At 41.2% G+C, this 23,244-nt stretch carries 20 protein-coding genes and 1 riboswitch; of the genes, 5 read left to right on the top strand and 15 right to left on the bottom strand.

Annotation, left to right across the window (positions count from 1 at the left end):
- Positions 1-17 precede the first annotated feature (17 nt).
- From dctP to MKY83_RS02425, 3 genes are all read right to left on the bottom strand, one after another.
- Positions 18-1,286 (bottom strand): C4-dicarboxylate transporter DctP, encoded by a 1,269-nt coding sequence (gene dctP, locus MKY83_RS02435; protein ID WP_034666695.1) that lies wholly within the window; start codon positions 1,284-1,286, stop codon positions 18-20.
- A gap of 124 nt (positions 1,287-1,410) precedes the next feature.
- Positions 1,411-2,094 carry a response regulator gene (locus MKY83_RS02430; protein ID WP_044140554.1) on the bottom strand — a complete coding sequence of 228 codons (684 nt, stop codon included), beginning with the start codon at positions 2,092-2,094 and terminating at the stop codon, positions 1,411-1,413.
- Positions 2,091-3,695, bottom strand: coding sequence for a sensor histidine kinase (locus MKY83_RS02425; RefSeq protein WP_185108437.1), 1,605 nt, complete (start codon positions 3,693-3,695; stop codon positions 2,091-2,093). The genes MKY83_RS02430 and MKY83_RS02425 overlap by 4 nt, the downstream gene beginning before the upstream one ends.
- Positions 3,696-3,778: 83 nt before the next feature.
- On the opposite strand from MKY83_RS02425, the gene MKY83_RS02420 reads away from it, so the two are divergent.
- A complete protein-coding gene (locus tag MKY83_RS02420; RefSeq protein WP_342488076.1) occupies positions 3,779-4,876 on the top strand; it encodes a DctP family TRAP transporter solute-binding subunit in 1,098 nt (365 codons plus the stop codon).
- A gap of 203 nt (positions 4,877-5,079) precedes the next feature.
- On the opposite strand, the gene MKY83_RS02415 is transcribed toward MKY83_RS02420, so the two are convergent.
- Entirely contained in the window at positions 5,080-5,910 is an 831-nt protein-coding gene (locus MKY83_RS02415; protein ID WP_126741652.1) for an EcsC family protein, read from the bottom strand.
- A gap of 157 nt (positions 5,911-6,067) precedes the next feature.
- Between MKY83_RS02415 and MKY83_RS02410 the strand changes: the two genes are divergently transcribed.
- The 4 genes from MKY83_RS02410 to MKY83_RS02395 all read left to right on the top strand — a co-directional run bounded on the left by MKY83_RS02410 (position 6,068) and on the right by MKY83_RS02395 (position 8,830).
- Positions 6,068-6,328 (top strand): GlsB/YeaQ/YmgE family stress response membrane protein, encoded by a 261-nt coding sequence (locus MKY83_RS02410; protein WP_003214275.1) that lies wholly within the window; start codon positions 6,068-6,070, stop codon positions 6,326-6,328.
- A gap of 222 nt (positions 6,329-6,550) precedes the next feature.
- Complete coding sequence (locus MKY83_RS02405) at positions 6,551-7,828, top strand: Nramp family divalent metal transporter (protein WP_342488059.1); 1,278 nt, start codon at positions 6,551-6,553, stop codon at positions 7,826-7,828.
- Positions 7,829-7,898: 70 nt separating this feature from the next.
- On the top strand, positions 7,899-8,468 hold the full coding sequence (locus tag MKY83_RS02400) for a GNAT family protein (protein ID WP_217013197.1): 570 nt from the start codon (positions 7,899-7,901) through the stop codon (positions 8,466-8,468).
- A gap of 98 nt (positions 8,469-8,566) precedes the next feature.
- Positions 8,567-8,830: a hypothetical protein gene (locus MKY83_RS02395; protein WP_012008971.1), complete on the top strand. Its 264-nt coding sequence runs from the start codon at positions 8,567-8,569 to the stop codon at positions 8,828-8,830.
- Between the two features lie 40 nt (positions 8,831-8,870).
- Here the strand turns inward: MKY83_RS02395 and MKY83_RS02390 are convergent, their stop codons facing one another.
- The 11 genes from MKY83_RS02390 to MKY83_RS02340 form a co-directional block, all read right to left on the bottom strand.
- A complete protein-coding gene (locus tag MKY83_RS02390; protein WP_065097559.1) occupies positions 8,871-9,095 on the bottom strand; it encodes a hypothetical protein in 225 nt (74 codons plus the stop codon).
- A 79-nt stretch (positions 9,096-9,174) separates the two neighbouring features.
- Positions 9,175-9,621, bottom strand: coding sequence for a hypothetical protein (locus MKY83_RS02385; RefSeq protein ID WP_113768709.1), 447 nt, complete (start codon positions 9,619-9,621; stop codon positions 9,175-9,177).
- Positions 9,622-9,836: 215 nt separating this feature from the next.
- Positions 9,837-10,346, bottom strand: coding sequence for a hypothetical protein (locus MKY83_RS02380; RefSeq protein ID WP_111913338.1), 510 nt, complete (start codon positions 10,344-10,346; stop codon positions 9,837-9,839).
- Positions 10,347-10,360: 14 nt separating this feature from the next.
- Complete coding sequence (locus MKY83_RS02375) at positions 10,361-11,959, bottom strand: T7SS effector LXG polymorphic toxin (RefSeq protein ID WP_342488639.1); 1,599 nt, start codon at positions 11,957-11,959, stop codon at positions 10,361-10,363.
- A 195-nt stretch (positions 11,960-12,154) separates the two neighbouring features.
- A complete protein-coding gene (locus MKY83_RS02370) occupies positions 12,155-13,876 on the bottom strand; it encodes a pyruvate oxidase (protein ID WP_113768594.1) in 1,722 nt (573 codons plus the stop codon).
- A 70-nt stretch (positions 13,877-13,946) separates the two neighbouring features.
- Positions 13,947-15,773 (bottom strand): APC family permease, encoded by a 1,827-nt coding sequence (locus tag MKY83_RS02365; protein ID WP_342488052.1) that lies wholly within the window; start codon positions 15,771-15,773, stop codon positions 13,947-13,949.
- A gap of 112 nt (positions 15,774-15,885) precedes the next feature.
- Positions 15,886-16,033, bottom strand: a riboswitch (cyclic di-AMP (ydaO/yuaA leader).
- Between the two features lie 69 nt (positions 16,034-16,102).
- Positions 16,103-18,190: a cellulose biosynthesis cyclic di-GMP-binding regulatory protein BcsB gene (locus tag MKY83_RS02360; protein ID WP_342488050.1), complete on the bottom strand. Its 2,088-nt coding sequence runs from the start codon at positions 18,188-18,190 to the stop codon at positions 16,103-16,105.
- A 4-nt stretch (positions 18,191-18,194) separates the two neighbouring features.
- Positions 18,195-19,463 carry a glycosyltransferase gene (locus MKY83_RS02355; protein ID WP_113768591.1) on the bottom strand — a complete coding sequence of 423 codons (1,269 nt, stop codon included), beginning with the start codon at positions 19,461-19,463 and terminating at the stop codon, positions 18,195-18,197.
- Positions 19,456-21,171 carry a DUF2334 domain-containing protein gene (locus MKY83_RS02350; protein ID WP_113768590.1) on the bottom strand — a complete coding sequence of 572 codons (1,716 nt, stop codon included), beginning with the start codon at positions 21,169-21,171 and terminating at the stop codon, positions 19,456-19,458. Before MKY83_RS02350 ends, MKY83_RS02355 begins: the two co-directional genes overlap by 8 nt.
- Positions 21,161-22,012: a GGDEF domain-containing protein gene (locus MKY83_RS02345; protein ID WP_065098827.1), complete on the bottom strand. Its 852-nt coding sequence runs from the start codon at positions 22,010-22,012 to the stop codon at positions 21,161-21,163. The genes MKY83_RS02350 and MKY83_RS02345 overlap by 11 nt, the downstream gene beginning before the upstream one ends.
- Positions 21,993-23,075: a glycosyl hydrolase family 8 gene (locus MKY83_RS02340; protein ID WP_268453333.1), complete on the bottom strand. Its 1,083-nt coding sequence runs from the start codon at positions 23,073-23,075 to the stop codon at positions 21,993-21,995. The genes MKY83_RS02345 and MKY83_RS02340 overlap by 20 nt, the downstream gene beginning before the upstream one ends.
- Between the last annotated feature and the right edge of the window lie 169 nt (positions 23,076-23,244).

The raw sequence follows: 23,244 nt of genomic DNA, 5'->3' as shown, positions 1-23,244 counted from the left end.
TTTTGGTTGTTTTTATACTATACAGCTTGCTTCATATTTCGCATTTCTTGAAGGGCTGTTTTGCTCTTCGCTTCGTCAAATTCCCCTTCACTTTTCGCCACAACAATTGTCGCGATTCCATTTCCAATGAGATTTGTGATAGCTCTTCCTTCGCTCATGAATCGATCTACTCCAAGCAGAAGTGCAAGCCCCTCTAGCGGAATGACCTGTAGTGCAGCGAGTGTAGAAGCCAGCACGATAAATCCGCTTCCTGTCACCCCAGCCGCTCCCTTTGATGTGAGCATTAGAACAAGGATAATGGTGATCTGCTGACCGATAGACAAGTCTACACCAAACACTTGCGCTAAGAAGACCACAGCCATCGATAAGTAGATCGAGGTTCCATCTAAGTTAAAGGAATACCCTGTTGGGATGACAAGACCCACAACAGACTTAGAGCACCCGTAGCGTTCCATTTTATCCATCATTCTTGGCAGTACGGATTCTGATGAGCTTGTGCCAAGAACAATTAATATTTCATCCTTGATAAATCGCAAGTAACCAAACAGGCTGAAGCCATACATTTTACAAATGATATTCAGCACAACGAAGATGAACAGGAACATGGTCATATAAACGGAGAGCATCAGACTTGCGAGCGGTTTAATCGATGCCAAACCAAAGTGTCCGATTGTATAGGCCATTGCCCCAAATGCACCGAGCGGCGCAGCACGCATAATATATCCAATGATTTTAAAGAAAACAAGTGACAGCTTATCAAGCCACTCAATGATTCCTTTCCCCTTCTCGCCAAGTGCAGCCAGCGCAACACCGAATAAAATAGAGAAGAATAAGACCTGTAAAATATCACCCTTTGCAAAAGCATCTACCATGTTAGATGGCACGATGTGTGTGACAAATTCCATCCAGTCGATACCCTGTCCTCCATTTTGGGTATACTGTGAAACATCCCCTTTTTCAAGCTTGCTATAGTCCAGACCTGCACCTGGCTTCATAATATTTACGACAAAAAGTCCGATGACCAAAGCAAGCGTCGTGACGACTTCAAAATAAATAAATGCTTTTCCCCCAACTTTTCCAACCTTTTTCATATCCCCCATCTTGGCAATACCAAGAACAATGGTTAAGAAAATAATTGGTGCGATGACCATTTTAACGGCATTGATGAAGGTGTCACCAAGCGGCTTCATTTCTTTTCCGACGTTTGGCCAAACCATCCCGACAATGATTCCGATAATGACAGCTGCAATCACCTGAAATGTCAGGTTCTTCAAAAGCCTCTTCATAAAAAATCAACTCCCTCACCCTTTGATGTAAACGCTTAACTATTATCTGTAGCTAAATGATAGCGGTTTCACCAAAGGCTGTGAAGCTTATGAACATATCGTACATTTTGGTCTTTTTGGTCTCTTAGTCAGAATGTACGATATATTTATTGACAGGCCGGCCTACCCCGCCATATTGCATATCTAATTTCAGCTCGCCTTCTTTCACTAAGAAGTCTAAATACCGGCGTGCCGTGACACGGGCAATGCCGAGTGCATTGGCAACTTCTTCTGCAGACTGCGGGCCTTCCTGCAAGCCCATATAGGCTTTAATTTCATTCATCGTATGCACATTCAGCCCCTTAGGGAGCCAAGTATCCTCCAGCTTAACAGCAGGCTTTCGTATGATATCATCCAGCATCTCTTGAGAAAATTCTGCTGCTGTACGAATTTTAGATTTAAACGCTTTATAGCTTTCAAGTGATTCTTTCATACGTTCGAATTTAAACGGCTTGATGATATAATCTCGTGCGCCATTTTGAAGCATGATGCCAATGGTCTCTTTGTCCTTTGCCGCAGAAATAACGATCACATCCACCTGTATCTTTTGCTTTCTAATGTCTTGAAGCGTCTTCACGCCATCTTTTTTTGGCATATACACATCGAGGACAACAAGGTCTGGATGAATTTCTTTGATGAGCTGGATGCCCTGCTCCCCATTACCTGCGACTGCCGCCACTTGAAAGCCAGGAACACTCTTAATGAACTCTTTATTCACTTCTTGCACCATCGGATCATCTTCAATTAATAGCACCTTAATCTGAGTCATCTGTCTCTCTCCTCTATGATCATTGGGAATTCGATTGAGAAGGTGGTACCAATGCCGATGCTTGATGTAACTTCTACATTTCCCATCCCTTTGTCGATAATCGTTTTTACAATATACAGGCCATAGCCTGTTCCGCCTTCTTTGCCATGTGTGAAGCCTTTATCGAAAATATAAGGAATCATTTCCTCTTCAATCCCGGAGCCGTTGTCTTCAATTAAAATCGCGAGGACATCCTCGGTTTGATCAATACTAATAGAAATGCGTTTTGTGTCTCTTTCTACAGTATCATAGGAGGCAAAGGCATTCTCGATCAGGTTGCCAAGCAGCTTCGTCATATCATGTTGATCTAGACGCTCAGGGAAATCACGTAGACAGCTATGTTCGTCTACTTCGACCTTTATGCCTAGCTCCTTGCCCCTTCTGATTTTACTCATCAATAATCCCGCAACGGCATCATGCTGAATGACGCGGTGAAGAAAGTCCATCACATGTTCTTGCTCTTCCGTCGTTTGAAAGGCTAGATCGAGTGCCTGATCGGGTTTACCAAGCTGAATCAGCCCGGCAATCGTATGAAGCTTATTCATATGCTCATGATTTTGCACCCGCAGACCGTCTACAAAGTTCTTAACACCGGTTAGCTCCTCTGCTAATTTTGCCGCTTCTGTCCGGTCCTGAAAAATGGCGACCGCTCCAATAATTTTCTTTTTCATGACAATCGGAATCCGGCTGCTCATAATCCGCTTTCCGCTCATATGAATTTCTTCATTGTAGACGGGTTCTGCGCGATCAATGATCTCTGGAAGTCTTGTGTCAGACAGCACATCCCAAATATTCCGGCCTACGACATCCCCTATCACGCCAAAGATTTGCTTCGCCTTTTCATTAAAAATGGTGATCATGTGCTGATTATCAATGGCGATGACCCCTTCATTAATAGAGTGAAAGGTTGCGGTGCGCTCCTCTAGCATTCTGACAATCTCATGCGGCTCCAGCTTAAACATTTGCTGTTTAATATGACGAGCAAGCAAAAATGAACCTACAAGCCCAAAGCTGAGCGTTAGCAAAAGGATCATGAGGATATCCCGCTTCATTTCTCCTAATATATCGATCATACTTGGCAGTGTTCTCCCTACAAGGACGACCCCTGTTTGATTAAATTGATCATCCTTCACTGGATAAAAGGCTCTGATGGCGGTCCCAAGCTCTCCCTCTGCTTCTGAGAAATAAATATGCTCGGCAAAAGCAGGCTCTTCATCTGTCCCCTCCGAGCGCTGGCCAATCCTTGCTTTCACTGGATGCGTTAATCTCAAATGATCCATATCCATGACGACAATGTAGTCAGCGTCTTGAATAATCCGAATCTCTTCGATGGCATGCTGTAATCGGTCACGTTCCTTTGTTTGATCAGCTAACGCCTGCTTTACCTCATTCATCTCGGCAACTGTTCTCGCCGTGTTCATGAGCCTTTTTCGAAGCTCTCGTTCCTCTGTTTGCTGGATTCCCCCAACAAGGACAATTCCTCCGATTAAAAGGGCGAAAATGACAACGAAATATGTGAGGATGGTGAGCTTCCATCTAATAGATAATTGTTGTAATTTCAATCGATTTCTCATCATTTTTTTCACCTGTATCTTTACGAATTCTTCCTCGGTCAAGTATGCTTGATTTAAGGGGGATCGGACGCATGAAGAATTTACTCGCCTATACACTATTGCTCTTGATCGGTTTTGTAACCGCTTTATACTTTGGTTTTTATCATATGATGCCAAAAGCAGCGACGACCTTTGACGATGAACAGACAGAGCTGAAGGATCAACTTGTGTTCAAATTTAGCCATGTCGTGGCAGATAATACACCAAAAGGACTTGCCGCAAAGAAATTTGCTGAGCTTGTGCACGAAAAATCCGATGGGAAGATCACCATTCAAACTTTCTCCAACGGAAGTCTTTATTCTGATATAGAAGAAATTAATGCACTCAAAGAGAATCAAGTTCAATTTATCGCACCATCTACCTCGAAGCTCGGCATGCTATCCTCTGAGTGGCTGGCACTTGACCTTCCCTTTGCTTTTTCTAATTATGATGCGGTTCAAGAAGGCTTGCACGGTGCAATTGGACAAAGATTATTTGGCACCCTGCAAAAAGACGGGCTAAAGGGAATGGCGTATTGGACAAATGGCTTTAAGCAAATCACCTCTAATAAAGGTCCGATCAAACAGCCTAGTGATTTAAAAAACCAATCTCTCCGCATTATGCAAAGCGACATGATTGAAAAACAATTCAAACTCCTTGGCGCAAAGCCCTATCAGGAATCGTTTAATTCGACGTTTCAGCTATTAGAAACAAAAAAAGTAGATGGTGAAGAAAATACCATTTCAAATATTTATTCAAAAAAATTCTATCATATACAAGACTATATGACGATTAGTAATCACGGGTATTTGGGCTATGTGGTCTTAACAGATCAATCCTTCTTTGATCGCCAGACACCTGAAACGAAACGAATTTTACTTGAAGCTATGGAAGAAACAACAGCTTGGAATGAAAAACATGCAGAACAGATGAACAAAGATCAACTGGAGGACATTAAACGGGAATCGCCAATTGCCATTCATGAATTGACGCCAGCAGAAAGACAAAAATGGATGAAAGCCCTCGATCCTTTGTATGAGGAAGCCGAAAAAACCATTGGTTCCACCCTAATCAAACAGATTCGTGAGTTGCGTGCGCGTTATGAACATTCTCCAATCCATGCTTTTCAAGAAGAGGATAAGACCAAATAAAAAATCCCTTTGAGTAAGGGGATTTCAGATTGTTGACAAAGGGCTAAAATGATCTTGATTTTAGCCCTTTGTCTTCTTTTCAGCGTGATAGAAAACCTTTGCAGCCCTAGGAAGGACGGCTACTTTTGCGGAGCGAATTTGACATTCGTGAGCACCAGCGCGCAGGACTGACAACGAATGCGAGGGTTTGTCTACACGCTGTTTTATGCACCAGATTCACTCTGTTCTTGCTGCGTGAGCTCTTCTAGTCTTGAGACAATTCTTCGCTTTCGGTATTGCATCATGCCTGTTTCGGCAATACTTTTTAGTTGTGAGCGGTTGGAAACTGCGCCAAATAAAATCCCTGCTACGGGAACAAGCTGAAATAGTTTCTTCCAGCCAAATGAATCTCGGTAATTATAGACTACCTCACGCCATCCTTGGATTTGTGAGAACATGTTTTCGTGTTTCCCTTCGGAAGCATGATAGCTCCTGAGTTCTTTTAATATCGATTTCTTCCCAACCACATCAGCAGAGGTCAGCTGCAAGCATTTTATGATGAAGACCCGCTCTTCTTTGTTTTTAGGATCATAGCCATAGGTGACAGCAATATCCTGTAATGTTTTAAGGGAGAGACCAAGTACCGCAGGAATATCTGCAGCCAGTGTAAACATACCACCGACACCCGTTGTCGCCCCTTGTACCGTGGCGAGATTCGTCCTATTTTTCCCCATATGTTCACTAATGGCATCCATGATTTCAATTGGAGCTTTTTCTATATCTTCTATACGCTGAATCGATTCGTCGGCACATTTCTTTTGAAATTGATGGATGATGCCTTTTTCTGATGTCAAATAGGCACCGCCTGATTGAATGTAATGCCCCATTTCATCTAGCAGCACACCGATTTTTTTTTGGATAAAGGCAGGCGTCAGCTTGTCCAGCATTTGAAATGGCAGGCGGCTGAGTTTCTCCCAAAACCATACCTTTTGCTGATCTTTCTCCCACTGTTCAATCTGCTTTAATTGTGCTTTTAGCCACTCTCTTTCCTCCATGCCTTTTTCCTCCTTAGATGCTGCTGAAGTATTTGTTTGTTATTATACACAATCCTTTTCCATCATACGTATAGAACATTGAATCGGTTTCGAAAGGTTTGAAACTTTTTCAAAACGGTTATTGCTTAATACACAAACAAAAAGAGGAGTGATCAACATGTTAGGATTTCTGATTTCATTAGTTGTGGCGATTGTCATCGGCCTTATTGGCAGTGCACTCGCTGGAGGTAGTGTACCAGGAGGATGGATCGGTTCAATGATTGCAGGACTTGCAGGTGCTTGGATTGGTCATGGATTACTTGGAACGTGGGGTCCTAGTTTGGCAGGCTTTGCGATCATTCCAGCAATCTTAGGTGCAGCGATCTTTGTCATCATCTTAAGCCTGATCTTCCGTAGTGTGGGATCAAGGGTATCTTAAAAAAACAAATAACAGAGGAAGCAGTAGGGACACCGTCTATAAAGGCGGTGTTTTTATGTGTTGGATTGACAAGGTATCTATTTTTTTCACTTACATATGATAAACAAACCTATTAGTTCAGATAGTTGACTTTTCATGAAGATGGGCATATGATGATTAAAAATTGCATCAAGGAAACATTTTGTGCCCAAGCAAAACTTTGTAGAATCTAGGTGATGACATATGACAAACAAATACATCGAGGCACAGGCACACATGTCAGAGGCAGCTGAGCGTGCACTTGAAGGAAAAGTCAAGGGATTTAGAAGACTCCTTCCTTTTCTCGGTCCTGCTTTTATCGCAGCCATTGCTTATATTGATCCAGGAAATTTCGCCACCAACATTGCGGCTGGCTCCAAATATGGATATCTCCTTTTATGGGTCATTCTCATATCAAATCTCATGGCTTTGCTCATCCAGTCTTTATCCGCAAAGCTTGGAATTGCGACAGGCAAAAACTTACCTGAAATCGCACGTGAAGAGTTTCCAAAGCCCGTTTCGATCGGTTTATGGATTCAGGGAGAGCTCGTCATTATTGCCACGGATTTAGCTGAGTTTATCGGGGCGGCACTTGGTTTATACTTGCTCTTTCGAATCCCGCTGCTTGAAGCATCCATTATCGCGGCTATCGGTTCATTTGCGATATTGGAGCTGCAAAGACGAGGGTATCGAGCATTAGAAGCAGGTATTACAGGCATGTTGTTCGTTGTCGTGATCGCTTTCGCTGTACAAACCTTTGTCGCCAAACCAGATATCGCAAGTGTCGCTGGCGGACTGTTCATTCCAAAATTTGATGGCGCAGACAGCGTGCTGCTTGCAGCTGGAATTTTAGGTGCTACTGTAATGCCTCACGCAATCTACTTACATTCAGCTTTAACCCAAAGAAGAGTCGTCGGCAGAACGGAAAAGGAGAAAAAGCAAATTTTTCGCTTTGAGTTTTTAGATATCCTCATTGCGATGATCGTCGCCGGGGCCATCAATGCCAGCATGTTGATTGTGGCAGCCGCTTTATTTTATAAAAATGGCCTCTTTGTTGAAGATTTAGATGTTGCGTTTCAGCATTTTGGTACACTCGCAGGGTCTGTATCAGCCATCTTATTTGGTGTAGGTCTGCTTGTAGCCGGACTATCCAGCTCTTCTGTCGGTACATTGTCAGGCGATATCATTATGCAGGGCTTTATTCAATACCGGATCCCGCTGTATGTTCGCCGGCTGATTACCATCATTCCTCCTATTGCGATTATTGCATCTGGAGTGAATCCGACCTCTGCGCTTGTGATGAGTCAGGTCGTCTTATCGTTTGGGATTGCTTTTGCTTTAATTCCGCTCATTTTATTTACAAGTAAAAAACGAATTATGGGTGAATTAACGAATGCCCGCTGGGTGACAGGAATATCTTGGGTGATAGCAGCTCTTGTTGTAGCACTTAATCTCTTCTTAATTGTAGATACGTTTATGTAAAAGACAGTGTTGAGCTGTCTTTTTCTTTCCATTTGGTTATGGTAGAATTCCCCTGAGAGGATGTGGGTACATGTTTGTTTATCAGGATCAAGAGATATCCATGCGGCTGCTTGAGCCACGAGACGCAAGAAGTCTGTATTTGCTCATCCAGCGGTCGAGAGAGCATTTACGTGAATGGATGCTTTGGGTGGATTCAACGCAGACAGAGGAAGACAGTATGGCGTTTATCCAAGGTGCGATGCAGCAAGCGATGCAGAACAACGGTTTTCAAGCGGGCATTTGGTCACATGGAGAGCTCGTCGGCATCATTGGCACCCATCAAATTCATTGGATCAATAGAACCGTTTCAATCGGCTATTGGCTCGGAGAAGGCTATCAAGGAAAAGGCATCATGACAAAAGCATGCCAAGCGGTCATTCACTATTTATTTGAAGAGTGCGGGCTGCACCGTATTGAGATTAGGGCTGCTGTCGATAACCAGAAAAGCAGACGCATCCCAGAGCGATTATCCTTTTCGCTTGAGGGAATTTTAAGACAATGTGAATGGCTGGGCAATCGCTTTACCGATCATTGTGTGTACGCCCTTTTACAGCCTGAATATATGAAACAAAAAACGCATTCGATGAATCAGCCCACTTAATTGTGTCGATTGCATGAATTATTTTACAAAGTGAAGCTTTGTAGTATCCGTTGTGATCGGCATCTGATAAAATAGAAGGAAAAATCGAGGTATGATGTATGTCTCTTATTATTTTATTTTACTTATGGATTGTCCCTTTAGTATTTGGTATTTTCTTCTCATTCCTAACAAAGAAAGCCACCTACAAACGCCGCTTTGTCCCATCCTATAGCATGATAGGACTCAGCATCGTTTTTCTCATTTTGGCACTCGTCTTTTCAGCCAGCCATTTTCTATTTATTTGCGGTATGTTCCTATTTGCCACCACCCTTGTTGGCACAGGCATCCCCTTATTCTTAGCCTTTGGAAAAACACCATCCTAAACAAAAACCACCTTTTCGCGATGGAAAGGTGGTTTCTTTTTTATTGAAGCGGCATTCGGTATGTCATTGTGGCATTTGGATGTTCTTCAATCGTCTTCATCATGTCTTGAAGGATCTCGGCTGCGCGATCATTTGAGTCATACTTGCCGAGCATCTTTGCCCAAGAAGTACTCCCCAAGATCATCCCTTCAATTTTTTTGCCGCTTACTGAGACTTCTTGGACATGAATGATAGTTTGTTGGTTTTGTGTGAGGATCAGTAGCATGGGTTTTTCTCCTTTTTCAATTTGTAATGATTTCTATTCATTTTAAGCTTTTTTAACTGATAATTCATTTGACCATTGATCAGTCATTGAATTTTTCAGCATATATTAAATCTGATTCATTAGGTTCTTCCTTAAACTCTTTCACATTACCCTCTTTATCATATTTTATGTAAGTCATCTCTCGGCCAGCAATACATTCACATTCATACTTTTTATTTCCATTCTCAAAAAACTCCACCTGATATCCCTCTGTAGTGTTCTTCCTCATATATCCTATTTTTTTCACACTGCCATTTGGATAAAATTCCACATACTTTCCCTGTTTAATACCTTTCTCTACATAGAAGTAATTTTCAAGATGTCCGTTTTCGTACATATCATAGGCTAGTCCCGTAAATAGTTTTTCTTTCCCTCCTTGAGTATATTCTACAATCGCTAGTTCATAGGGCCCCCCATACTCTAGAGATTTTTCAAACTCAACACCACTTTCTACAACTAACTTCTTTGTCAATATATCATTCAATATTTAAAAACCCTTTCCGTTTCTAAGTTTGAAAAACAAAAAACAGTTGCAAATAATTATATAATCCGTTTTCATTTGGTGAATTGGCTTCTAGCTCTTTCTTGATAATTAAAAATTCCTTCACCATATTCATCAGTATCAAATAATTTTCTAAACTCCGATCAAGACAAGAAACCTTAAAAGACATTTAGCCATCAAGGTTTTTATTTCATAATACTCTAGTTCAATGCATCTTCTAATGTTTTCTTTTCATGTTCTAACATACCACTTATGAAAATACCACATACTACTTTTTCTTTATCCAAAGCAAATCCTACTGTATCATTTTGCAAAATAGATACTGCATCATTTTCTGAGAATGAAATGAATACCTTATCCCTCCCAATATACACGTTTAATTTACCTTTTTCGTCTATATAGGTATTATCATTAGATTCTTCTATCTGAAAACTCGGTACACCTTTAACCATATTTAATTCTTCCATATCTAATTTCAAACTGTCCATTTTATGTACATTTTCACTTAACGTTAGTGTAATTGAACGAATATTACCTGTATATTTCCCTAAACCTATTTCAATTAAAGATTTTTTGAAATCTCCAGTTCTCCAATATATCGTTGACTCTTTTGATATATTCCAACTACCAAATTCTATATTAATCGGTGTATAAAGATCATACTCAATGTTTATAGGTTGACTGTCTTTATATTCTATTACTTTTAACATCATCATTTCTCCTTTTAAGGCATATACACAGCATGCTTTATTACTGGTAGTAATCCGTCTCCGCGAGGTTTACTAAATATTAATTCCCAATTACCTACCTTCATAATTTCTTCATATTTAATTCCTTGCTTAGCAGCATTGTTAACAGAGCTTTGGAAACTCGACAATAAAGTTTGACTATTTATCGGCATACCATGTGTAGTTGCATCTCTAGTTATATACTCAACCATATGTTTTGTTCCGTTAGGGTGCACCCAGAACTTTCCATCAACTGTTGCTAATTCAAAAGATTTTGGGATTTTAGTACCTTCATAAAGTGGTTGAGTAACTTTTATATCCTTCCACACTGTACCATTGGCTACATTCTTAACAGTACCACCTTTAACCCCCATTTTCCCATGAAACCCCTTCGCCCCAAACGGCAAAAGCATTCCCAGCGCCGCATTCATACTCGCTTCCTGCTGTTCTTTCGAGATCTTATTTCCAAACATATCTCGCCCCGTAATCGCTTCGCTGAAGCCGTTTGTGGCGGTGAGGCCATATAAGCCTTTTTGAGATGATTTTAAGGCGTCAAAGGATTTTTGCGAGGTCTTGTAGATGTCGACTGCTCGTACTGCGGCTGAGGTGGCTTGGGTGGTTTTGTAGACGGCTTTTCCACCTTTGAAAATGCGTCCTGCCCATCCGACGATTGGGATATAACCCGCTGCTGCCATGCCGCCTGCGGCGACGCGCTGTCCTGCGGTAAGTTCTTCCCCTGTGATTGGGTCAAAACCTGTAGCGGCGCGTTTTGCATCGTTCACGCCTGTCAATTCATTGACGATATTTCCGCCATAATCGAGTGCTTTTTCATACCAAGGACGGTTGGCGAGTGCTTCTTGTTCCTTTGCGATCTCGCGGGCTTCCTGTTGTTCTTTTTTAATGTTGAGATATTCGGAAGTTTGCTTCTCAATATCGCTTTTTGCCTTGTAGATTTCGCTATTTTGATACGCTTTCTTGTCAAAATTCATCGGAGAAATCGCTTTTCCGTCATTTGTGGCATTCATCATTTCTGCGTACAATGCCATTGTAGCTTGCTGCTCCGTTTCTGACAAAGCATATTCATCTTTTAAATTTTGATCAAGCTCTCTTAGGTCTTTCACTGTCTTTTTTCGCTCGTCTTCCGCATCTGCAATTTTTTCATCAAAGGTTTGACTATCAAATACCTCTAGAGAAATGAGGTCGTCGATGTCTTGAAAAATCGTTTTAAGCGCCTTTTTTTGATCCTTCACAATGCTTTTGGCATTTTTGACGCCCATATGTACAGCGTTGTCTAAAAAGTGTTCTTCTACAAAGGTGTCGCCGCCAAAGTTTGTATCATCTAGTGTCCCAGAAACACCTTCATGAAAGGCTTTTTGCTTATCAATGAAGCTGATAAACATATCTACATTTCCAGCCAGTTCTTTATAAAAGCTTTTAATGTTATCGGCACCTTTTCCAGTGAAATCATCACCAAGATTAGAAACACCTTGTAATGCTTTTTTTAAATCTACCAATTGTTCGCGGAGTTCCTGGTAGTGTTTTGCCCTTGCATCCATGGCACTTGTTAGTGCTTTTGCATCAAGTATCTTACCCAGAAGAAGTCACTCCCTCCATTATTGATCATAAAGTCTATTTTACCTTTCTCAGCGAATTGGAAAAATAGGCTTTAAGTTACAAAAATAATTTCCAAATATTTTAATAGAGACGAAGGCAAGTGACAATTGAAATGATTTCCCTAATCATCACAAAAAAAAGTCAGCCTTCTTTTCAGAAGACCGACTACTTTGTGTTTAGAAAAAGCGTTTGAGGCTTTTCTTGAGTGGAGGGATATCCAGCTCACCTTTTTCAAAGAATTTTTTCAATAAATATTTACTGAAGCCTGCTGCTTGGGTGTAAGTGATTTTCCCAGGTAACGGAGGTTCATTGTCTACAGCGACATCAATAATGACTGGTTTATCGGATTGAAGGGCTGTATCAAAGGCTGGAGCTAATTCTTCATGTGATGACACGGAGATTCCTTTTCCACCACATGCTTCTGCAAACTTAGCAAAATCAATATCCTCCAGCTCTATACCATAATTCATGTTTCCTTTTACCTGTTGTTCATATTCAATCATTCCTAAATTGTTGTTGTTTAAGATAACGACAACGATCGGCAGCTTATATTTTACAGCTGTCACAAAGTCTTGCATGACCATTGTGAAGCCTCCATCACCACAGACGGCAATGGCTTGTCGGTTCGGTTCATTCAATTTAGCTGAAATCGCACCAGGTAAACCGCAACCCATTGTGGCAAGCCAGCTGGAGATAATGAAATCCTGCTGTTTCATTTCAAAATGACGCGCCATCCATACCGTCACATTACCAACATCAACTGAAAGAATGGCGTCGTCCTCGACTGCTTCTTCTAGTCTAGCAATGACTTGCTGTGGTTTAATCGGTGAAGTAGCAACAGATTTTTCTTTATCCATTTCTTCTCGCCACTTCATCATATGCTCTGTACAAGCTTCAAGAAAGCCACGCTGCTCTTTATATTCAATGTAGGAAGTCAGTTCATGCAAACCACTCTTGCTGTCGCTCACAATTCCCACATCTACCGGATACCTTTTACCGATTTGATCTGGTTTAATATCTAGTTGAATGGCTGGCGTGTCCTCTGGTAAGTAGTCTCTATATGGAAAGGAGGTGCCAAGCATAATTAAGAGATCACATTCTTCCATCGCTTCATATGCCGGCTTCGTTCCAATTTGACCTAAGTTACCTAAAAAGTATGGATGCCTGTCTGGCACAACCCCTTTTGCGGGGAGCGTGATGACGATAGGAGCAGCTGCCTTTTCTGCAAATGAAAGAAGCTCTTCTTTTGCATGTCTTAATCCTTTACCTGCTAAGATGACTGGCTTCTTCGCATTGTTAATCAGCTGAGCTGCCTTTAGCAATTGATCTTTCTTTGGCCGTACTTCTCCCTCAACATAAAGAGGAGATGTATAGACGGGTTTACGCTTTATTTTTTGAGAAAATAAGTCATCCGATACAGTGAGAACTGCCACACCTTTATGGGTATAAGCTGCTTTGATGGCTTGATTCAATAAGTCAGGCAGTGCCTCTGCTGTCTGTACCTGCTGATTAAAGACAGCGACATCGTCAAACATCCGCTCCAATTTGATTTCTTGGAATGCGTCTCTGCCTACTTCAGCCGAAGCAACCTGGCCTGCAATTGCTAAAACTGGTGCACCATCTGCTTTTGCATCATACAGTCCATTTAATAAGTGGACAGCACCCGGCCCAGCGATTGATAAGCAGACACCCAGTTTACCCGTTAGTTTGGCATCAGCCGCCGCTGAAAGTGCTGCCACTTCTTCATGTCTCGTTTGGATAAATTTTATTTGGCTTGATTCATGCCTAAGTTCTTCAATCAATTCGTTTATGCTGTCGCCGGGCATTCCATAAATATGTTTCACGCCCCACTCTTCCAGTAGCGCTGTTACTTCTTTTCCTGCGGTTCTTTGCGGCATGTGAGAAAACTCCTTTTTTCTTACTCCATACCACCGCATCCTTTTGATCAAACGTTTCAACTTGCTTCTGCTACTTTTTAAAATGATAGGGCAGGGTTGCCACCACAATATCCCGCTTCCATAATAGGCGGAATCTTAATAAAAAGGCAGATTGATTATGCAAAATGGTGTGCCATCTTTTTTTCGGTATAAATTGTGGCACAAGCACCATCACTTTAAATTGATGAGCATTTGCTTTTGTCTCAACTGTCTCAAGAAATTTATCTAGCGGGTGAATGAGGCTTCGATAGGACGAATGCAGCATCACAAGCCGTACACCGCTATTGAGTTTTTCCCAATCTTCTTCAATTTTCTTATCCTTTTCTTTATCAAAGGATACATGAACCGCTATGACTTGATCTGACAAAGACTTTGCATATTGAACAGATTGTTCGACAACACGTGTGACTCCTGCTATCGGTACGATGACCACATTTCCTTTAATCTCAACAGGCTCTGTTTCATTCAATAAACGCAGTTGTTCTCCAACAGACAAATAATGCTTTTTAATGGAATGAAAGATAAATAAAACAATAGGCAGGAAAACAAATATTGGCCATACGAGATGGAACTTGGTCAAAATGAGAATCATAAAAACTGTAAAAGAAATCAGTGCTCCGACGATATTGATTGGCATTTTCGTTTTCCAGCCCTGCGGTTTTTCACGAATCCACTTCACACACATGCCGGTCTGCGACAGGGTAAATGGAATGAACACACCGACAGCATATAGCGGGATGAGGTGTTCTGTCTTCCCATCAAACAACCAGATGAGCAGCATAGAAGCTACGCCTAAAAAGATAATGCCATTAGAGTAACCAAGCCGGTCTCCTCTTACCGTAAACATACGCGGCATATATTTATCCTTTGCTAAATTGACAGCCAATAACGGAAAGGCTGAAAAGCCGGTATTTGCCGCTAATATTAGGATTAGCGCTGTGACTGCCTGAATCACGTAATAGAAAAACGTACGTCCAAAAGTGTCTGATGCAATTTGTGATACAACCGTTTCTTCTGGCTTTGGCGAGATGCCGAAACCAAATGCAAGCAATGTGACTCCCACAAATAAAACAGCTAGCAATCCACCCATCATCAACAATGTTCTCGCTGCGTTTTGTGCAGCTGGTTTTTTAAAGGATGGAATCGTATTTGAAATGGCTTCTACTCCAGTCAGAGCAGAACAGCCAGATGAAAAAGCTTTTAATAACAAAAATAATGTAATGCCTTGTACGTGTGTGCCTACCGCTGTATGTTCAGGTGCTGGCGGTACGCCGCCTGTTAATAATTTGAAACCGCCTACTCCAATTAATATCAGGAGTGAAAATACAAACAAGTATACAGGATAAGCCAGAATAGATGCCGATTCTGTTAATCCACGGAGGTTGAGCACCATAATCACGATGACCAATGCAATTGAGATCAAGACATGATATGGATATAGTGTTGGAAAAGCCGATGTGACGGCATCGGTCCCCGCTGAAATGCTCACTGCTACAGTCAAAATATAGTCTACAAGCAATGATCCGCCAGCGATCAATCCCGGTTTTTCACCTAGGTTTCTGCTAGAGACGACATATGCCCCGCCGCCTTCTGGATAAGCATAAATGATCTGGCGGTAAGATAGAATTAACGCCATTAAAAGAATTAATACACAACCTGCAATCGGGAGTGAGTACCAAAATGCTGCTGCACTAACGACAGAAAGAACAATTAAGATTTGTTCTGTACCATATGCAACTGATGACAATGCGTCTGATGACAATAATGCCAACGCTTTGATTTTTGATAGTTTTTGTTCTCCTGCTGCCTGTGATTTTAATGGTTTACCAATTAAAATACGCTTCATCAAACTGTACATGTGATGCCCGCTCCTTTAGTGTCAAACGATTTAAGTTGCAAAAGATGGATCGCCAAAAAGACACAGAGGCAATAGAATGCCCCTGTGCCTATTGTTTAGATCACAGGTTGGTCTTTGCTCTCTTTAACGCTTACGAGGTTAGCTGACGGATTCGGGCGCATGAGACTTTGCCCTACCTTAAAAGGATTCACCCCACATGGTGTTTTATACCACCAAAATTGGTTCCCCCGCTCATCGAAATGATTCAGCGATTGGTCTTTTATAAAAGAGATCATACTCCCGTTTGACACCAAAGTAAAGAGATTTTTTCGAGGTCTTTTGACCGTTTATTAATCAGTCTTTTTGCGGTTTTTTCGTACGAAATAAACAATCATCACAACGACAAAAATGATCAGTACAGCGATACAAGCAAAGTAAATCCAAGAATCACCGACGCCTTGCTTTTCACCTTTTTTAAGATCATTTTTTGCATTGCTGACTGTTTGGTGATTAGAGAATACATCTTTGTTTTTACTTTCTATTGCAACTGTTGCGGTCTCCGTATTTGTTTGAAGGAAACGTATCACTTCATTTGATATATCAGCGTCAGCTGCCGTCATTCCTGAAAAAACGGTCAGGGCTTGGTCTTTATTCCATACAGATGGCTGCGTCCATACAATACGAGCTGTTGTCTCGTTGATCATGCCAAATGAGGATACATCATATTGACCCTTTTTCGCTGGAACGATGAGATCGTCTGCTTTTTCTTTTAAAAGAGAGAATGTCTGGATACCCCCGATGAAAATGAGAGAGTTCTTTTTCAATTGTTCATCTGTCACATTCGATGCTTTGATCAAATGATAGTGAGCAGCTTCCGGTTGACTAAATGATTCGGTCAGCATAGCCATTTGATTGATTGAGGCTTGATTGATTTGATCTGGCATAATGATCAATGTGTTTCCTTGCTCCGTTTCTGAAGTGTAAGGAAGCGGCCATGCGGCTAAGTCCGGTGTATCATTAGTTGTTCCTTCTGGTATTTGAAGAGAGCTGTTCTTATCAATGTAAATCCAGCCTTCTTCATCTGTATGTCTACAAGATTCCATGTTTTTAAAACCTGTTGTGACAAACTGTAAGTCCACATATTCGTTCTTTTGAAGCACTTGTGAATCTACTGGAATCGACACATGGTAGAACCCATTCTCATCTTTGTTTCCTAGTTTTGTTAACGGTACGTCGTGCGGTTCGTTATTGATCATCACTGTTAGACGCTCTGCTTTGTTCGCTGGATCTGATTTTTTAAATGATAGATTTAGTTTTGCACCTGATTTTTGTTGAGCCATTAATGCTTTCGGATAATAGTAATGATCAGATGCTGTCTTTTTGGTTCCAACTTTGACATCATCTGCGCCAAAATCTATTAAACGAATATGATGAGATGGCTTAGAATCATTAGCTGTCACCTTTTGCAACAGCAAGTCGGTTCCAGTGAGCTGACCTGTCAGTTCTGGCTGAGTCAAGACATTGATTTTTTCAGCAATTGTCTTTGGCTGCTTCGCAGTGACAAATAAAATGGGCTGTTCTTTTTTCTTTGCTGTCAGGGTTCTCACCGCTAACGTAAGTTGATCACCTTCTGTTTTAATTCCAGCCGCTTGCTCGAGCGATTTCATTCGTCCATTCCAGCTTCCTTTTGCTCCAACAGCAATAGTTGGGTGCGCAATTTGCTCGACGTCCTTTTCTTGAACGAGTTTGAGGTCTGCTAGACGGTCTTTGTTTTTCAACGTACGATATACTTTCATAGCCGCTTCTAATTCAGCCGCTTCTGGTTTATTTGGAATCACAATATCTGTTTGTTCTTCCTGATCACCTGATGGAATAAATGGCGAAGGGAAGCTGTCTAACGTCACGTCTTTCGTTTGAACTCCTTTGAACGCCAGCTCACTTTCAGGATATACTTTCAGCCAATTGGCAGGCGTCTCTTGGTTGATACACACACCTTCTTTTAACACACCATAAAATGCGAGCTGAATTTGATGAGATCCTTTTTTCAATTGCGCTTTGTTCAATTTGATTTGAATCGATTTTTTTGAGTTTTTTCCTGATACAGGGATCGTCTTTTCAATCTCTCCATCGATCATCACTGTGAAAGACGATGGCGATATTAGTAATGGTGAAGCCTCTATATTTAATGTAAGAGTGCTAGACTCTACTTTTTCTTTCTCCATTTGATAGGAAAGATCAATGCGGTCTTCTTGACCATACAAGGTCACCACATCTTCTGATAAATGCTGCGTTTCTGTTTGATTTCCTTTTGATGAGTGAACCCAATCGTCTTTCACTTGTACTCGATTGGATTGCGCCATTGCTTGACTTGCCATGAAAAAAGGCTGAATGGCAAGGGATAGCGCTAATATTAAAAACATCCATTTGACCGATTTCAATTTGTCACCCGCTTTTCTTTTGTTGTTGATCGTAACGCTCTGTTTTGTACCATTTCACTTCTTGTTTCAATAATCGGCTCTTCACCTCTACACATAAGGAGTACACGACAAGCGCAATCCATACTTGAGAATAGGTGAAGTACATGAGAACCACAATGAGAATATTTTGTTTGGTGAGCTCTGTTTTCTCAATACTTAATGTAATCATCACTTCTGTTAGAAAGAGGAAGAAGGCTAATCCCCACAGGATCAGTGCGACAGCCCCTACAGATAAGTGAAGGTCAACAAATAGGTTTACAATAAAGATGCCATTTGAGAGCAGAACACCGAAGAAGAATAAGAAATACGTAAAGAAGAAATAAAACAAATCGAAAATCATTCGTTTTCGTTTCAGCTTCATAAACTGCCTTAAAAATTTAAGGACAACATATTGATTTCCTCTAGCCCAGCGCGTTCTTTGCCGCCACCAGACCTTCCATGTCTCAGGCTCTTGTTCCCATGTGATTGCAGCTGGGAAAAATCGAATCACATATCCTAGGTTATACACACGGATCGTTAATTCGGTGTCCTCAGCCAAAGCTTGGGCATCCCAGCCGCCGAGCTCTTCTAAAATGTGCCGGCGGATGGCGAAGTTGGTACCTGGTATTGTCGCAATACCAAACCATTTCCATCTCCCGCCCTGCGCCATCCATTGGAAACAGATGGTCTCAATATTAATAAATTTGGTCAGCAAATTTTTGGCTGCATTGATCACCCTGAATTTCCCGACAACAGCGCCTGCTTTTGGGTCATTTAATAACCCAAGAACCAAATAATAGACAGCCTTTGGTTCAGGCATGTTATCTGCATCGTATACGCAAATCACTTCTCCTGTTGAAGCCTTCAAACCTTCATTCAGTGCAGTGGATTTTCCCTTCCCTGCAAATGGCGGCTTCGTTTCAATCATATGGACATGATCATATTGCTCACTGAATGATTGCACAATCTCTCCTGTGCGATCAGAGGAATTGTCATTAATCACAATGATTTCAAGGAGGTGTTTAGGATATGATAACTGAACCATCGCTTTTAACGTCTGCCGAATGACGACCTCTTCATTATGAGCAGGAATCAGAATACTGACGGTCGGCAGCTCTTTCCCTTGTTTTGTCCATTTAGGCAGCACTTTTTCATAGGTGAGGTAATGTTGAAAGCCGCCCTGCATGAGAAACATGTGGTATAGGAGCATGATCCAAATGAGCATTAATGAAAGATAAAATAAGACATCAGCCACCTAATTTTCTCTCCTTAAAAATTCGTTTTTTCATTGTCAGTCTTAAATACAATGTGTATAAAGCAAATGCCGCAATAAACAGCATGACCACAACTGTGAGAATTCGCAGCATATTTTCCATGCCACTTCGTTTGACTTTTTTTGTTTCGGAAATGTTGGATTGCTCTACTTGAATATGTCCATTCCCTGATGTTTGGATTTTTACATGTGCAGTTTGGACCGTCTGTTTTGTTTTCTTTACATCCAGCCATTCGCTAGAAGGAATTGCCTCCATCTGTGTGATTAACTCCTGTAACCCTGCAATCCCTAACTCCACGTCATAGGACAGCCCAATTGCGGCTGATTGCAAATGCTGCACGGATTGAATCGTCTGTTCAGTTAAAACATTTGAACCTTCTTTGTCAGACACTTGCTCAACTTGCTGCTGAGGATATAAGGTCATGCCGTGTAACATGGCAGGAGACGTCACGAGCGGCGATGCACCGGCTGTTTTCCAAGTGCGGTCTGATAACTGCACCTGTCCAAATAGGCTGGATACATGCTTTGAAATTACTTCATAACCTTTTTGTGATATCGCATCATGCGGCACCTCGAACGCAAGAGGATATAAGCCTTGCCTAGCAAGAAGCTCAATGCCCTTTGTCAGTTTTTCTTCTGTATAGGCGACTTCTTGCTGCTGATACGATTTGGTATACGTATGAAAGTCTTTTTCATTTGGGAATTGGCTTTTACTTCGTTTCTTCTCTGCATTTTTTGGATCATTTGTCGTGATGGGCTGATCATATTTTGCATCCCAGAACTCAAATCCCTGACCAGATTCCGCCGTTCGATACGTACGGTTAAAGCCATGAAGAATGATACTCGCTCCATTGCCTTGCAATTGTTTTAACACACTCACAAGTTTCGGGCGGTCACTCAGTGTGACTTCATCACCTGTTGCTCGATCTATCCAAACAGGGGTCACTGCAATTTGATAAGGAATATGCTGTGCGGATACGTATTGTCCAAGTTCAAGCAGCTTCTTCTCGTCACTTGCTGGACTGATGTTCCCGAGCATTACGTATTTTGTCTTCATTTGCACAGAAGATGGCATGTATTTTTCTAGCACTTCTGCAAGAAGCTTGTTGTGCTGCACGACATCTAAGATACCGATATATGCCGCACCTTCTTTTGTTTGAGTCACAAATGGCAGATCAGATTGACGTTTCTTCACTAGAAATTCATTTTCCAAGTCTGCCCCTCGAACCGTTAACACATTGATCCTTCTCTCTAGCTGACGGTATGTTTGATCATGTGTATGTTTCAATTGACTGATATGATCTTGTTTGTGAAAAGTAAGCTTGGAGAATGAGCGAAGCTGTTCCGCATTGTATCCAATGGCGATGAATTGCTGTGATTCGTTCATCGCACGAATGGTTTGTTTTGACAAGGTTCTCTTTATTTCACCAAGATAAATGACTTGCTGAAATTCATTGATCCTCTTTTCAGCCAAATGTTCATCAGATACAATCGTCGTCTGTTTGGAAAAATGACCGGCGAGTAGATCCAGCATATGAACAGCTGGAGTCACTTCCCCCGATGGTGTGGAATAAATGATCAGTGTATTTGGCTGCGTGACAAGCGCCTCGGCTGAAGCAATGTGTTTAAACGAAAGAATCGAAAAAAGCGTGATCATCAAACAACATTTCATCAAAGAATTAAAGTTCATTCATCATCATCTCTTTTTCTAGTTCTTCTAAAAACTGCTCTGGCGTACGATAATCCGAGCTGCTTGTTAAATGACAGACATGAAATGTCAAGGTCACTTCACGACCGTTTAATAGGACATGCGTTTGCAGTTTATCCTTTAGTTTATCAAGGACAACTGACACATTTTCTTCTGGTGTATGGGTTAGCAGCAAGCCCATTCGTTCTTCAGATAACCGAAATTTCTTATCGGTTTCTCTTATGCTTTCGCGTATCTTGAGACTTAATTGCTGAAATAGGTGCTGCATTTCTTTTTCTCCATATAACGATTTGAATTCCGCTGCGTAATTCATATGAAGAAGGATAAAGACAAATGGCTGTTTGTACCGTTCTGCCCGTTTCATTTCCTCGGACAATTCGAGCTTCATCCGCTCAGCATTGTCAAACCCTGTTGTCGAGTCAATCGCCACAAATTGTTTGATGGCCTGCTTTTGTTGTTCAATGGTGTGACGCAGCGTATTGATCCGTTCATGCAAGCTTCCCGCTGAAATAGCGAAAAAAAGAAGTGCTACGCCCCAAATTACTACATCTTGTAATGTTTGATTTGAAAAAAGGGGATTTTCATGGCCAAGCTCTGTAAAGAACATGACACTTCCTATAAAGAACAAAATCAGTAAGGTGAAAATTAATGCTGGTAGGATACCAAATAAAATACCACAGCCTAACACGACAAATGTCAGTGCGATGATCATAAAGCTCTCCGCATCTTGTACGTTAAGGTAGCCCATAAACAAAATAAGGCCTGCAAACGTGAGGAGCAGAGAATAGTACAAGCGATACGTGTTACTGAACAACCGATTCATTTAGAAGCTCCCTTTCTGCAATTAGAGGCAATAAGTTATCAAATGAGTGTGTCTCTTTTTCGTTCATGTATCCTCCGTAATAAGGCTTGAGAGGATCTTGGGTTTGTAATTCTTTCATGCGGTGATAGACAGCCTTTGCAAATTTCAGCTCGTTTTGTTTAAGGGCATACAAAATGACGAGCGCATATACCGAAGGCGATTCATATGTGACAGATGGCTGCAGTGTACTCAGTTTGTATCTTCCGTACAGTTTTCCTTCTTGTTTAAACGACGTTTTAAGCCATTTCATGATCGCGGACGTATTCACTTTTGCATGATGTGCATGTAAAGCTGTATAAAGTTGATCGATCATATTGATTTCTTGATCGAATGAATAGGTTTTTTTCTTTATGTCATAGGATTTAGGAAAGAATCCTTTTTTTCTCGGTGCTTGTTTTAGAATGGCTAATTGGTTACTGGTCATTTGTTTCGTGAATATTTGGAGGGATTCCAATTCTTTGATTGCTTTTGGGTCTATATAAGAGAGTGTGATTGTATGTGAAGTTCGATTGGTTGATGCATCATAATAATCGGACAATATGCCTTTGAACATGTTTTTTTCTTTTAACGCTTGAGCGATTTCTTTTGCTGTCGTTTGATACGCTGACTTCTTCCACAAACGATTTGCCTTTTGAAGTGCCGCCACTACACGTAAATCATCAACTAAAGCATTGGCCTTACTTTTTTGATCAGATTCAATTTGCCAGCTGAGAAGATGGTGGTCTATTAAAAATTGATCTTGCAGAACATCAAATTGTTGGTCAAATGAATTTTGATCTTTTTTTCGAACAAGATAATCCATCCAAAGTCCAAGTGATTCAGATAAGTAGATGTGCTGCTCTGCAAAAGAGGTGCGAATTAAGCCTTGATCTGTCATTAAGTGGTGAGTGATAAAATATTCTCCAGGTAAAACGGGCTGAGGTGATACTGGATCAGCTGATTCTTTCTGCTGTTCCCAGGTACATCCGCCTAGTAGAATGACAATGAGTAAAACAATTGCTGTACGATATATGCGTGTATGCATTCGTGTCCCCTTTCAATTCCGCGTTCTCTAAGCATCTAACGATTTATTATAGAGCGTTTTTGTTTAAATTTAAATGAATATTTTATGCCAATTTACGAGCCTTTTCGCATATTTATTCCCATTTTCAGAAAAACAATATGTCGATATACTTGATAACACTGAAAAACCC

Origin of the sequence: Bacillus sp. FSL M8-0266, from assembly GCF_038613425.1 — a bacterium.
In the GTDB taxonomy this organism is placed as follows: domain Bacteria; phylum Bacillota; class Bacilli; order Bacillales; family Bacillaceae; genus Bacillus; species Bacillus pumilus.
The sequence above is the reverse complement of the archived record's forward strand: the minus strand, read 5'-3'. Positions and strand labels throughout refer to the sequence as shown.